This window comes from Streptomyces montanisoli (assembly GCF_017813245.1).
Lineage (GTDB): Bacteria > Actinomycetota > Actinomycetes > Streptomycetales > Streptomycetaceae > Streptomyces > Streptomyces montanisoli.
On record NZ_JAGIQL010000022.1, the window covers coordinates 1 to 13,354 of the forward strand.

Consider the following 13,354-nt stretch of genomic DNA (forward strand, 5'->3'; position numbering starts at 1 on the left):
CCCGCCCGGCGAGCGAGGCGGTGGCATGCGGGGACGGCGACCGCTGGGCCGCCGCCCCGCCGGAGCCGTCCGCCCGTGCGACGGGCGCGGCGATGAGCACCGACGCGACGGCCAGGGCGCAGGGGGTGCGCAGCCTTGGAATCACCGAACCAGCGTCACATAAGGCTATGAAACGGGCATCTCGGGCGTCACCCCGTCTTGCCCGTGGACACCTTCAGGTCGAACGTCTGCTCCTTCGGGTCGACCGGGTCGCCGGGCGCCGGGTGCTGTTCGAGCACCTGGCCGTCCGCGTACGCGCCGTTGTCGACGTCCGTCTCGTTCACCTTCCAGCCGACCTTGTTCATGCAGGCCTTGACCGACCTGATGTCCTTGTAGCGGAAGTCCGGCGCGTCGACCTTCGTCGCGTCGCTGTAGTCCTTGTACGCGTTCGTGCAGGCGTCGTCCCGCATCGTCCTGTTGGGCTCCGGGGCCCGGTAGCCCGCGGTCGACGGGCCCGTGCTCGACTTCCCCGACGCCTGGTCGCCGCCGGAGCCCCCGCCCGAGTTCAGTACCGCGACGACACCGCCCGCCGCCGCGAGGACGACGACCGCCGCGCCGATGACGAGCGGCATCCTCCGCTTCCGCTTGCCGCCGGGCCCGCCCGCGCCGCCGGGCTGCGGGGAGAGCGTGTACGGCGGAGGGGTCGGCGGCAGGCCGCCCTGCTGCCCCTGCGGGTATCCGTACCCGTACCCCTGCTGCCCCGGCGGGGGAGTGCCGTACGGGCCCGGATAGGGCGCCGGGGAGCCGTAGGGTCCCGGCTGCGCGTACGAGGCGCCCGGCGTCTGCTGCCCGGAGCCGGGCTGCCCGGACGCGAGCTGACCCGGCGCCGACTGACCCGGCGCCGACTGCCCCGGCGCGGACTGCGCCTGGTCGACCGGCGGGAACACCGCGGAGCCCACGCCCGAGCCGCTGTTCGCCCGCGGGGCCCCCTGCACGATCGCGGGCGCGGCGCCCTGCCCGATGGCCGCGAGGACGCGCAGGCACTCGGCGCGCATCGCCGCCGCGCCGGGGAAGCGCTCGTTCGGGTTCTTCCGCAGCGCACGCGCCACCAGCGCGTCGACGGCCGGCGGGAGCGCACGGTTGACGGACGACGGGACCGGCGGCTCCTCCTGGACGTGCGCGTACGCGATGGCCAGCGGCGAGTCCGCGTCGAACGGCAGCCGCCCGGTCAGCAGCTGGAAGAGCATGATCCCGACGGAGTAGAGGTCGGAGCGCGCGTCCACGCCACGGCCGAGTGCCTGCTCGGGCGAGAGGTACTGCGGGGTGCCGACGACCATGCCCGTCTGCGTCATCGCCGTGACGCCGGACTGCATGGCGCGCGCGATGCCGAAGTCCATGACCTTCACCACGCCGCGCGGCGTGACCATCACGTTGCCCGGCTTGATGTCCCGGTGGACGAGACCCATCTCGTGGCTGGTCTCCAGCGCGGCCAGCACGTCGGACGTGATCGTGAGCGCCTTGCCCGCCGGCATCGCGCCGTACTGCGCCACGTCGGCCTGGAGCACGGAGCCGAGCGGCTTGCCCTCCACGTACTCCATGACGATGTACGGCATCAGCGCGCCGCCGAGCTCGTCCTCGCCGGTGTCGAAGACCGAGACGATGTTGGTGTGCGAGAGCTTGGCCACGGACTGCGCCTCGCGGCGGAAGCGCTCGCGGAACGACTGCTCCCTGCCGAGATCGGAGTGGAGCGTCTTGATCGCGACCCGCCGGTCTAGCGCGGCGTCGTAGGCGAGGTGGACCGACGCCATTCCGCCCTGTCCCAACAGGTCACGCAGCTGATAGCGGCCACCGGCGAGCGAGGCGCCCGGCCCCCCGCCGGCTGCCTGCCCCCCGCCGGCTTCCTGCCCCCCGGCCCCCGGTCCGCCGGCGGCCTGTGCTCCCGGCCCCCCGCCGCCCGGCCCTGATGGAACCCCGTCGCCGCCGTGCGCGCCGTCCTGACTCATGGCTGTGCTCCCCCTGGGACGCGGTACCCGCCGGGGCGCACCGGGCGGACCGGAGCGCGGGCGCGGCGACCGTGTCCGCATGACCGTGGCCGTGGGAAATCGGCCATCCGATCCCCTCGTTACGCGCCAAGTCTGCCGGAGGGCGCAGACACGTCAAGCTCGGGTTCCCGTTCCGTGACCGTACGTACAGCAACGCTTCCGGAAGGCCCACAGAAGAGGCACGTAATTTGCGCAGGGGCCGCGCCGGCGGGTTTGATGGCCGGTCCGTCCGGGCCCGGGGTGCCGTGCGAACCCTGTAGCGTGACCGGCAGCAGCGGGCGCGACGGCACTGCTCCCGCGACACCCCCCACGACATTCCACATACACCGTGAAGCACGCGCGGCGCACGACACGCGGCGGGCCGCGGACAGAAGACGACGGCGAGGACTGATGGCACCCGAACCCGAAGCAGGCGGCGGCGCTACGCCGGATGCTGGGGACTCCTGGGGCATCGGCGGGCTGGTGGGCGACGGCCGGTACCGCATGACGCACCGCCTGGGCCGAGGCGGCATGGCGGAGGTGTTCGCCGCGGAGGACGTGCGGCTCGGCCGCACCGTGGCCGTCAAGCTCCTCAGGTCGGACCTGGCCGAGGACCCGGTCGCGAAGGCGCGCTTCACGCGCGAGGCCCAGTCGGTCGCGGGGCTCAACCACCACGCGGTCGTGGCGGTGTACGACTCGGGCGAGGACACGGTGGGCGGCAGGACCGTCCCCTACATCGTGATGGAGCTCGTCGAGGGCCGCACCATCCGCGACCTGCTGCTCAACGCGGAGGCGCCGCCGCCCGAGCAGGCGCTGATCATCGTCTCCGGTGTGCTGGAGGCGCTGGCCTACTCGCACCAGCACGGCATCGTGCACCGCGACATCAAGCCCGCCAACGTGATCATCACGGACAGTGGCGCGGTCAAGGTCATGGACTTCGGCATCGCACGCGCGCTGCACGGCGCGCAGTCGACGATGACGCAGACCGGCATGGTCATGGGCACGCCCCAGTACCTCTCCCCCGAGCAGGCGCTGGGCAAGGCCGTCGACCACCGCAGCGACCTGTACGCGACGGGCTGCCTGCTGTACGAACTGCTCGCGCAGCGTCCGCCGTTCGTCGGTGAGACCCCGCTCTCGGTGGTCTACCAGCACGTCCAGGACGCGCCCGTGCCGCCGTCCGAGGTCTCCAACGACTGCCCGCCCGAGCTGGACGGGCTGGTGATGCGGTCGCTGGCGAAGGAGCCCGAGGACCGCTTCCAGAGCGCCGAGGAGATGCGCGGGCTCGTCCAGTACGGGCTCCAGATGCTCCAGCAGCAGGGCGGCTTCACCGGCACGTGGAACACCGGGGCCGTCCTGCCGCAGGGTCCGGCGACGACGGCCGCGCTCGGCAACACGGGGGCGACCGCGGCCATGGGCGCCGGCGCCGGGTACGGGCAGTACGGCGAGACCGCGCAGCGGCCCATGCTGCCGCCGATCAACCCGGAGGACGGCGGCTACACCGGCTACAACGGCGCCGCGGGCAACGGGCAGCGGGGCGCGCGCGGCAAGATGCTGCTGTTCGTCGCGCTCGCGCTGGTCGCCATCGTCGGCGGAGTGGCGTTCGCGCTGAACAGCATGGGCAACGGGGACAAGAAGCCGGACAACCAGAACCCGGCGCCGACCGTCTCGCAGCCGCACGGGTCCAAGCTGCCGGCACCCACGGAGGACCAGACGCAGGACACCGGGCAGCCGCAGGACTCGACGAGCGGCGGCGACCAGGGCGGCTCCGGCTACTCGACGACCCACCAGAAACCGACGCCGTCGCACTCCCAGGACCAGAAGTCCTCGGACTCGCCGACGCCGTCCGACACCAGCACGTCGGGTGACGGCTCGACGGGCGGGGACCAGTCGCCGCCCCCGTCGTCGTCCCCGACCACGGGCGGCGACAGCGGCGACAGCGGCGGCAGCGCGGGCAACGGCAACGGCGGCACCGACGCCGGCACCAGCGCGGGCAACGACAACGGCGGCGCGGGCAACGGCGGCAGCGCGGGCAACGCCAACGGTGGCAGCGCGAACGCTGGCAGCGCGGGCGCCGGTCCGACGGGCAAGGCGGTCGCGGGCACGCTCGGCAACTGATGCCCCGGAACGCCCCGGAGGCGGGCGCCCGCCCGCGCCCGCCTCCGGGGCGCCGCGCGTCAGGACGTGAACGCGTCGCGCACCGCCTCGTACTCCTTCGTCCACCACACCGCGAGGGCCGACACCGCCGCGAACTGCGGGTCGGCCCTGCGGTCGTGGCGCACGTAGCGCCAGCGCAGCACCCAGAAGTCGTTCAGCCGCTCCCACCACACCCGGTGCACGGCTGCCGCCAGCTCGCGCGCGTCCGCGCCGGCCGCCCGCCGGTACGCCGTCGCGTACGCGCGCACCTTCGTCAGCTCCAGCTCCCCCGTCGGCCGTACGAAGAAGATCGCGGCGGCCCGCACGGCCTCCTCCGCGCGCGGCTGGACCGCGAGCCGGTCCCAGTCCACGATCGCGGCGGGCTCCACGCCCCGGTAGAGCAGGTTCAGCGGGTGGAAGTCGCCGTGCACCCAGCCGGGGGCGGGCTCGGCGCCGGGCGGCGGCCTGCGGTGCGCGTGGCGTTCGAGCAGCTCCCTGCGCTCGACGAGGCGGTGGACGGCCAGCTCGTCGAAGGCGTCTCCGGGGGAGTGCCCGCGCGCCAGCGCCAGCAGCTCGGCGATGTCCTGGAACGTGCGGGCCGGGTCCCTGCTCTCGTGCGCGGCGCCCTGCTGCTGCACGCCACCCGTCGCGCCGTCGCCCATCACGTGGTCCAGGCAGGTGTGCACGAGGCCGAGCAGGCCGCCGAGGCGCCGCGAGGCGCGCGCCGTGAGCTGCGCGCCGTCGCGGTGCCTGCCGTCGATCCAGGGGTGCAGCGCGTAGCAGCGGCCCCCGATGACGGCGACCGTGTCGCCGCCCGCGCCCTCCACGGGCGGTGCGACCGGCACGCCGAGCTCCTGGAGGCGCTGCGTGGCGCGGTGCTGGCGGACGATCGCCTCGGGATCGCCGTCCAGGTGGTGCTTGAGGAAGTACGCGCCGCGCGTGGTCGCGACCCGGTAGCCGCGGTTGAGCAGGCCCTGGGTGACCGGCTCGCACGAGACGGGTTCGCCCGCGATCCGGTAGTGGTGCAACAGGGCGCGCAGGGGCGGTCCTGGGACGGGTGGGACGAGAGTGGCAGATGAGCGCGGCACTCGTCAGATGGTAGTTGACGCTGCGTGTTCGCTCGGTCGCTCCCCGGACCCACGCGGCAGCAGCCGGTGGACGGACGTCAGCCGGGGCACGATCCGCAGGTAGACGGCGTCGAACCGCTCCCCGTCCACCAGCAGCGGCTCGGGCCCGAACAGCGCGCTCTCCTCGTCCGTCGGCCGCACGGTCACCGCGGTGCCGATGCACTGGACCGACCACCGCGGCTCCTGGTCCTGCGCGGCGCTGCCGGGGGCCAGGTTGTCCGCCCCGTACGCGACGACGCTGCCGCTGCACGCGCGGTGGTAGCCGAGCCCCGCGTGCATGCGCAGGAGCAGGGCGCCGGGCAGGACGACATGGCGTGCGGGTGCGACGAACGGCATGGCACGCAGGGTCGCCGCGAGCCTTCCGTAGGGGACACGCGCCAGGAGGGCGGTGGCCTCTGTGACGTCGGGGGCTTCGGTGGGCATGTCACCACCCTGCGTCACCGGCCCGCCGCTCCGAAAGAGGAGACGGCCCCGAGAAATGAGGCCGTAGGTCCCGAGTGCTGCGGGTCCGCCCACCCGTCCATACGGAACTGGCCGCCGAGCGACGCCAAACAAGCCCAATGTTCGTGGCCGATCTCTGAGATGGGATCAAGGGCGACGTCTACGCATGATGGGGGCGTTCCTGGCTGACCGGAACGCTCCGGCAGTCGTACTCTCCGTAGAGGAACCAAGGCCAGTGAGGTGTCGGAGAAGATGGCCGCCAGGATTGAGCGCCCAGCCGCCGTCCACCCCGTGCGCCTTGCCGGCCTCCTCGCTCTTCTGCTGCTCGCCGTAGCATGCGGGCACAGTGCTGGTGATGCACCGCAGCACTGCTCATCGTCCGCCGCTGCGGCCGCGTCGCCGACCAGCCATCGGGAAGGAATGTCCGCGTCGCCGTGGACCATGGGTCGGGTGCGTAGCGCCCGTCCTGCTCCGATGCCCTCGAAGCAAGCACAGGAGACGGAGGGGCCGGCCTCTTCATCCTGCGCTGCGAGCGACTGAAGAGCATGCGTACCCCCGGCACCGGACGGCGACCACGCTCCCGTCCGGTGCTGTGTACGAAGGGCGGGCCGGGCAGCTCCCTGCTTGATGCGGACGGATCGCCCGCGCGAGATGGGCGACCCAGTGGCAGGCCGGCCCGAGGACATGGGGAGGGAAGGACGGCCGTGGACGAGCAGGGTGGGCCCGTGGTGGCCCTGCTGGTGGGTCTCACTGGATCGGGAAAGACGACGTACTCCAAGCGGGTTCTGGAGCCGGCCGGGGCGGTGCGGCTTTCCGTGGACGAGCTGGTTTTCGAGCGACACGGCCGGTACGGCGTCGACTATCCGGAGTGGAAGTACTTCGAGCTGGAGGCCCCAGCGGTAGAGGAGGTCCGGCGCCGCTTGGTCGAGTTGGTCACGCAAGGGCAGGACGTCGTTCTCGACCATGGACTGTGGCTGCGAAAGGACCGTGCGGAGTGGGCGCAGCTCGCGCACTCGACGGGGGCACGGACGCGGTTGCTGTACTTTCCGGTGGAGCGTGCGGAGCTGTTGCGCCGACTGGACGAACGCAACCGCTCCCGCGCGGACGCCAATGCGCTCACGGTCACGGAGAGCGCATTGGACGACTTCCACGACAGGTTCGAGCCGCCATCCGGCGAGGGTGAGGAGGTCATCCCTCCTGGCTGGCTGTGAGGACGCCGGGGAGGCTTCCACGACGAGACCAACGTGGTCGCCTCCTCGTTCCACCAGTCCGGCACCTCGCAGAGACTCACGGGACGCAGTGGCATTCCTGGCCGGGCCGTGATCCGGCCGCCGTGCCGGTCGAGGTGATCGAGGAGACGCCTGGCCTCCGACAGGAGCGCTGGGCTACGTGTCGTCCACGAGCCGTCGGACCAGTGCGCGGCCCGGCGTTCCACGATCTCCCGGAGTTTGCTCCGCCTTGAAGTGGTGCACGGGCACCGGCGTGTTCACGGGGCTGTTGCCAGGGGCCCGATGCTGGCCCGAGGCGACATCGACCGATGAGTGAGCCATGACGATCTTGCGCGGGTCCCCGCCCAGCACGTTGTGCGTGACGAAGCCGCCCCGCGGGTACGTGGCGTCCAGCCCGACGTCTGGGGTCCAAGGGCCCAGCCTGCCGTCCCGTGTGACGCGGTCGAGGAGGAGTCCGCCGACGGTGGGCGTCCCGGATTCCTCCGCTGCGGCGATGGTGTCCGCGAGCGGCACCGGGTACGCCTGGAATTCGTCCGAGTCCGCGAACAGATGCCATCCCGGGCCCGCATGTGTCCGCAAGGTGTCACGCAGCCGAGTGTTGGTGTCCTCATGCCAGGGGCCACCGCGCACCAGCCTCGGTTCGGCCTGAAGGCCCCGCAGGGTCTTGAGTACCTGCGTTCGCAGCTCGGCCGACGTGCCGGTGGGCAGGTGCAGCGCGATCCCCCTGCCGTCGCGGCCAAACTTGCCGACCAGGCCCGTCACCTCGCCGGGACACGGCCCAGCGCCGCGGCGGCGCTCGCCACCGCGGTGGCCGCGCGCGCCCACGCCGTCGCTGGGAACCGTCCCGTCGCGCTGGCCGCCATCAACGAGGCCGAGACCATCGCCGACCGGCTCACCCCGAGGCAGCAGGCTGATACGTGGGTGGGCTATCCGGAACAGAAGCACCGCGTACACATGAGCCAGGCGCTGACCCTCCTCGGCGAGACCGGCCGCGCCCACGACACACAGCGGCGCGCCCTGGAGATCACTCGAACGCCGTCTCTCATGACGCGTGCGCTCCTCGACATCGATCACGCCGCGTGCCGTCTCCACGATGGTGCACCCGACGAGGCGGCCGACATCGCCACGGGCGCGTTCGACGCGCTCCCCGGCTCCTACCGCCACGGGCTCACCCGCACCCGGGCGCTCAGCGTCTACCGCTCCCTACCCTCGGCCACCCCCGGCCGAGCCGCACTCGCTGATGCCCTGCGGGCCGCGTGACGAGCCCCATGGCGCCTGCCCCGTCCCAACCGGCTGGACGGCCATGGACGGGTTCATACGGTTGGCCGAGGCCTCCCGGGCGGGGCCTCGCACACCGGGTGCGCGTCAGCGCTTCTCCGCCTGGAGGCGTGCCACGTACGCCGCCGCCTGCGAGCGGCGCTCCATGCCCAGCTTGGACAGCAGCCCGGAGACGTAGTTCTTGATCGTCTTCTCGGCGAGGTGCAGGCGCTCGCCGATCGCGCGGTTCGTCAGGCCCTCGCCGATCAGGTCGAGGATCTTGCGCTCCTGGTCCGTGAGGCCCGACAGCTTGTCGTCGGTGCGCGGGTTGTCGCCGTCCCGCAGCCGCTGGAGCACCCGCGCCGTGGCGACCGGGTCGAGCAGCGAGCGGCCCGCGGCGACGTCACGTACGGCGGTCAGCAGCTCGCTGCCGCGGATCGCCTTGAGCACGTAGCCGGACGCCCCCGCCATGATCGCGTCGAAGAGCGCCTCGTCGTCCGCGAACGACGTCAGCATCAGGCACTTGATGTCCTCGTCGGCCGACCGGATCTCGCGGCAGACCTCGACGCCGCTGCCGTCCGGCAGGCGCACGTCGAGCACCGCCACGTCAGGACGGGTGGCGGGGATGCGCACGAGCGCGTCGGCGGCCGTGGACGCCTCGCCGACGACCTCGATGTCCTCCTCGACGGACAGCAGCTCGTGCACGCCCCGCCGGACGACCTCGTGGTCGTCAAGGAGGAATACGGTGATTGCGCCTTTTTCTTCGGTTTCTCCCACAATCGAAGTGTCACACATTCACCCCTTCCCTGCCGCCGAAGCGCCGGGATAACGTGCCGTTGTCCCGGCAGCCTGCGAGGCTGTTGTCGATGCCCTGACCAGCGACTGCGTGCCCGGCCCTCCGATTTACTTGGAAATCCAAGGAAAATCGCAGGTCAACCAGGGTTTCGCGGTCAGGCTGCACTCTGGGTAACGTGCCTTTTCGAAGGTGCTCGCCGGGGCACCTGTCACGTCTGGGCCCATCCGCCGCCGCACCCACCCCGTGCGGCCGGGGACCCGGACGGAGCCGCACTGGTACCCGGCGGATCCCGGGTGGCCGGAAAGACGGAGGGACACGCACGTGACCGTGGAGAGCACCACCGCGCGGAAACCGCGAAGCGGTGAACCGGCGAAGACCGCCAAGGGCGGGCAGCAGGGCAAGAGCACCCGTGCCTCGGGGCAGCGCAAGGCTGCCGCGAGCGCCAAGGGCGCCAAGGCCACCAAGGGCCGCGCCGCCAAGGCGGGGGCCGTGGCCGTGGCCGACGAGCACCCCGAGGACGACCTCGTACAGCTGCTCAGCCCCGAGGGCGAGCGCATCGCGCGCCCCGACTACGACGACTACGTCGCCGACCTGACGCCCGACACGCTGCGCGGGCTGTACCGCGACATGGTGCTCACCCGCCGCTTCGACGGCGAGGCGACGTCACTCCAGCGCCAGGGCGAGCTGGGCCTGTGGGCGTCGCTGCTCGGCCAGGAGGCCGCGCAGATCGGCTCGGGCCGCGCGCTCGACGACGACGACTACGTCTTCCCGACGTACCGCGAGCACGGCGTCGCCTGGTGCCGCGGTATCGACCCGGTCAACCTGCTCGGCATGTTCCGCGGCGTCAACAACGGCGGCTGGGACCCGAACAGCAACAACTTCCACCTGTACACGATCGTCATCGGCTCGCAGACGCTGCACGCCACCGGCTACGCCATGGGCGTCGCCAAGGACGGCGCGGGCTCCGCGGTGGTCGCGTACTTCGGTGACGGTGCCACCAGCCAGGGCGACGTCGCCGAGGCGTTCACGTTCTCGGCCGTCTACAACGCGCCGGTCGTGTTCTTCTGCCAGAACAACCAGTGGGCCATCTCCGAGCCCACGGAGCGCCAGACCCGCGTGCCGCTCTACCAGCGCGCCCGCGGCTACGGCTTCCCCGGCGTACGCGTCGACGGCAATGACGTGCTGGCCTGCCTGGCCGTCACCCGCGCCGCGCTCGAACACGCGCGCAGCGGCGAGGGACCGATGATGGTCGAGGCGTTCACGTACCGGATGGGCGCGCACACGACCTCCGACGACCCGACGAAGTACCGCTCCGACGACGAGCGCGAGGCGTGGGCCGCGAAGGACCCGATCCTGCGGCTGCGCAGGTACCTGGAGCGCGAGGGGCACGCGGACGACGCGTTCTTCGCCGCCCTCGAGCAGGAGAGCGAGACCCTCGGGCAGCACGTGCGCGACACCGTGCGCGCCATGCCCGACCCGGACCCGATGGCGATCTTCGACAACGTCTACGCGGACGGCAGCTCCCAGGTGGACGAGGAGCGCAAGGCGTTCGCCGCGTACCAGGCATCGTTCGACGACGGCGCGGACGCGCCGGCCCAGGGGGGCGAGTGATCATGAGCGTGCAGAAACTCTCCCTGGCCAAGGCGGTCAACGAATCGCTGCGCAAGGCGCTGGAGACCGACCCCAAGGTCGTCGTCATGGGCGAGGACGTCGGAAAGCTCGGCGGCGTCTTCCGCGTCACGGACGGCCTGCAGAAGGACTTCGGCGAGGAGCGGGTCATCGACACCCCGCTGGCCGAGTCCGGCATCGTCGGCACGGCCATCGGGCTCGCGCTGCGCGGGTACCGTCCCGTCGTCGAGATCCAGTTCGACGGCTTCGTCTTCCCCGCGTACGACCAGATCGTCACGCAGCTCGCCAAGATGCACGCCCGCTCGCTGGGCACCGTGAAGATGCCCGTCGTCATCCGCATCCCGTACGGCGGCGGCATCGGCGCCGTCGAGCACCACAGCGAGTCGCCCGAGGCGCTGTTCGCGCACGTCGCCGGGTTGAAGATCGTCTCGCCCTCGAACGCGTCGGACGCGTACTGGATGATGCAGCAGGCCATCCAGACGGACGACCCGGTGATCTTCTTCGAGCCGAAGCGGCGCTACTGGGACAGGGCCGACGTCGACACGGAGGCGATCCCGGGACCGCTGCACGGTGCGAAGGTCGTGCGCGAGGGCACGGACCTGACGCTCGCCGCGTACGGACCCATGGTCAAGGTGTGCGTCGAGGCGGCCGCGGCCGCCGCGGAGGAGGGCAAGTCGCTGGAGGTCGTCGACCTGCGGTCGATGTCCCCCATCGACTTCGACACCCTCCAGGCGTCGGTGGAGCGCACCCGCCGCCTCGTGGTGGTGCACGAGGCACCCGTCTTCTACGGCTCGGGCGCGGAGATCGCCGCCCGGATCACGGAGCGGTGCTTCTACCACCTGGAGGCGCCGGTGCTGCGGGTCGGCGGGTTCCACTCGCCGTACCCGCCGGCCCGCGTGGAGGACGAGTACCTGCCCGGCCTCGACCGGGTGCTCGACTCCGTCGACCGCTCGCTGGCGTACTGAGGAGAGCCGCACGATGACGACTGACACGTCCGCTGCCGCGGGCGCTCGCGAATTCAGGATGCCGGACGTGGGCGAGGGGCTCACGGAGGCGGAGATCCTCAAGTGGTACGTACAGCCTGGCGACTCCGTCACGGACGGCCAGGTGGTGTGCGAGGTGGAGACGGCGAAGGCCGCCGTCGAGCTGCCGATCCCCTACAACGGCGTGGTGCGCGCGCTGCACTTCGAGGAGGGCACGACGGTCGACGTCGGCGCACCGATCATCTCGGTGGCCGTGGCGGGCGCGGCGGCTGCTCCGGAGGAGACCGAGCCCGCTGAGTCCGACGCCGCAGGGACGGAGGGGACGGAGGGGACGGAGGAGCCCGCGGCGGCCCCCGCCCGTACGCCCGTGCTCGTCGGCTACGGGGTGGCGGAGTCGTCCACGAAGCGCAGGCCGAGGCGCGCAGCGGCCACCGCGGCCGCTCCTGCGGCCCCGGCGGCTCCCGAGGCGCCGTCCGCACCTGCACCTGCACCTGCACCCGCACCGGTCCCGGCACCCGCCCCCGTCCCGGCGCCTGCCCCCTCTCCCGCTCCTTCCGGCGAGCGGCCGCTGGCCAAGCCGCCGGTGCGCAAGCTGGCGAAGGACCTGGGCGTCGACCTCGCGGCCGTCGTGCCGACGGGCTCCGACGGGATCATCACCCGCGACGACGTGCACGCTGCGGCCGCGCGGGCAGGGGCGGGCACCACGCCCGTACCGGAGCCCGAGCCCGCCCACGAGACCGCGCCGGAGGCGTCGGCGCCCACCCGGGCGCCCGAGCAGCCCGCGGCCTCCGCCGGCCCCGCCGGGGCCCGCGAGACGCGGACGCCCATCAAGGGCGTGCGGAAGGCGACGGCGGCGGCCATGGTCGGCAGCGCCTTCACCGCGCCGCACGTCACGGAGTTCGTCACGGTCGACGTGACGCGTACCGTGAAGCTCGTCGAGGAGCTCAAGTCGGACCGCGACATGGCGGGGCTGCGGGTCAACCCGCTGCTGCTCATCGCGCGTGCGCTGCTCGTCGCGATCAAGCGCAACCCCGGCATCAACGCGGCCTGGGACGAGGCGAACCAGGAGATCGTCCAGAAGCACTACGTGAACCTGGGCATCGCCGCGGCCACCCCGCGCGGCCTGATCGTGCCGAACATCAAGGACGCGCACGAGCAGGCGCTGCCGCAGCTCGCCGCCTCGCTCGGCGAGCTGGTGTCCACGGCGCGCGAGGGCCGCACGACCCCCGGCGCCATGCAGGGCGGCACGGTCACGATCACCAACGTCGGCGTCTTCGGCGTCGACTCGGGCACGCCCATCCTCAACCCGGGCGAGGCGGCGATCCTCGCGGTCGGCGCGATCAAGCTCCAGCCGTGGGTCCACAAGGGCAAGGTGAAGCCGCGTCAGGTCACCACGCTGGCGCTCTCCTTCGACCACCGGCTGGTCGACGGCGAACTCGGCTCGAAGGCGCTCGCCGACGTGGCGGCGATCCTGGAACGCCCGAAGCGCCTGATCACCTGGGCGTAGGCACCGGCCGCGCGGCCGCCGAGAAGCGGCCGCGCGGTGGCCGGTCACCGGCGGCCGTGCCGGATATTCGATGGCATGTCGGGCGGTGCGTAGGCACACTGGTTCGAGCAAGGCGCACCCCGAAGGTCCGCCGGGACCGGGTCAGGCGCACCGCGGGGGACGGTGAGTCCCCGCTCGCGGCGCGTCTTGCGGGACAGCGCAGGCGAGCACCGCGCCGGGCCCACACGCCCGCCGCCGCGTCGTGCCGCCCGC

The 13,354-nt window shown here is 72.5% G+C and carries 10 protein-coding genes and 1 pseudogene; 6 read left to right on the forward strand and 5 right to left on the reverse strand.

Annotated elements, in window-relative coordinates:
- Nucleotides 1-188: 188 nt before the first annotated feature.
- Nucleotides 189-1,889: pseudogene (locus JFN87_RS08055) on the reverse strand (Stk1 family PASTA domain-containing Ser/Thr kinase); the annotation flags it as partial.
- Nucleotides 1,890-2,411: 522 nt separating this feature from the next.
- Between JFN87_RS08055 and JFN87_RS08060 the strand changes: the two are divergent.
- On the forward strand, nucleotides 2,412-4,115 hold the full coding sequence (locus JFN87_RS08060) for a protein kinase domain-containing protein (protein WP_209339225.1): 1,704 nt from the start codon (nucleotides 2,412-2,414) through the stop codon (nucleotides 4,113-4,115).
- 59 nt (nucleotides 4,116-4,174) lie between these two features.
- Here the strand turns inward: JFN87_RS08060 and JFN87_RS08065 are convergent, their stop codons facing one another.
- Both JFN87_RS08065 and JFN87_RS08070 read right to left on the reverse strand, forming a co-directional pair.
- Nucleotides 4,175-5,221 carry a phosphotransferase gene (locus tag JFN87_RS08065; protein WP_209339226.1) on the reverse strand — a complete coding sequence of 349 codons (1,047 nt, stop codon included), beginning with the start codon at nucleotides 5,219-5,221 and terminating at the stop codon, nucleotides 4,175-4,177.
- A 3-nt stretch (nucleotides 5,222-5,224) separates the two neighbouring features.
- On the reverse strand, nucleotides 5,225-5,683 hold the full coding sequence (locus JFN87_RS08070) for a pyridoxamine 5'-phosphate oxidase family protein (protein WP_209339227.1): 459 nt from the start codon (nucleotides 5,681-5,683) through the stop codon (nucleotides 5,225-5,227).
- Nucleotides 5,684-6,405: 722 nt separating this feature from the next.
- On the opposite strand from JFN87_RS08070, the gene JFN87_RS08075 reads away from it, so the two are divergent.
- The gene (locus JFN87_RS08075; protein WP_307865359.1) at nucleotides 6,406-6,912 is read left to right on the forward strand and encodes an ATP-binding protein; all 507 of its coding nucleotides are present in this window, start codon (nucleotides 6,406-6,408) and stop codon (nucleotides 6,910-6,912) included.
- Between the two features lie 174 nt (nucleotides 6,913-7,086).
- On the opposite strand, the gene JFN87_RS08080 is transcribed toward JFN87_RS08075, so the two are convergent.
- Complete coding sequence (locus JFN87_RS08080) at nucleotides 7,087-7,509, reverse strand: hypothetical protein (RefSeq protein WP_209339229.1); 423 nt, start codon at nucleotides 7,507-7,509, stop codon at nucleotides 7,087-7,089.
- 30 nt (nucleotides 7,510-7,539) lie between these two features.
- Here JFN87_RS08080 and JFN87_RS33560 point away from each other — a divergent pair, with 30 nt between their 5' ends.
- Nucleotides 7,540-8,190 (forward strand): hypothetical protein, encoded by a 651-nt coding sequence (locus JFN87_RS33560; RefSeq protein ID WP_245178948.1) that lies wholly within the window; start codon nucleotides 7,540-7,542, stop codon nucleotides 8,188-8,190.
- A gap of 105 nt (nucleotides 8,191-8,295) precedes the next feature.
- Here JFN87_RS33560 and JFN87_RS08090 read toward each other — a convergent pair whose 3' ends face one another.
- Entirely contained in the window at nucleotides 8,296-8,964 is a 669-nt protein-coding gene (locus tag JFN87_RS08090) for a response regulator (RefSeq protein WP_443732200.1), read from the reverse strand.
- Nucleotides 8,965-9,304: 340 nt separating this feature from the next.
- Between JFN87_RS08090 and pdhA the strand changes: the two genes are divergently transcribed.
- Genes pdhA through JFN87_RS08105 form a run of 3 tightly spaced genes read left to right on the forward strand, consistent with a single transcriptional unit; the run spans nucleotide 9,305 to nucleotide 13,102 of the window.
- The gene (gene pdhA / locus JFN87_RS08095; RefSeq protein ID WP_307865360.1) at nucleotides 9,305-10,594 is read left to right on the forward strand and encodes a pyruvate dehydrogenase (acetyl-transferring) E1 component subunit alpha; all 1,290 of its coding nucleotides are present in this window, start codon (nucleotides 9,305-9,307) and stop codon (nucleotides 10,592-10,594) included.
- A 2-nt stretch (nucleotides 10,595-10,596) separates the two neighbouring features.
- Entirely contained in the window at nucleotides 10,597-11,577 is a 981-nt protein-coding gene (locus tag JFN87_RS08100; protein ID WP_209339231.1) for an alpha-ketoacid dehydrogenase subunit beta, read from the forward strand.
- Between the two features lie 13 nt (nucleotides 11,578-11,590).
- The gene (locus JFN87_RS08105) at nucleotides 11,591-13,102 is read left to right on the forward strand and encodes a dihydrolipoamide acetyltransferase family protein (RefSeq protein WP_209339232.1); all 1,512 of its coding nucleotides are present in this window, start codon (nucleotides 11,591-11,593) and stop codon (nucleotides 13,100-13,102) included.
- The last annotated feature ends 252 nt before the right edge of the window (nucleotides 13,103-13,354 follow it).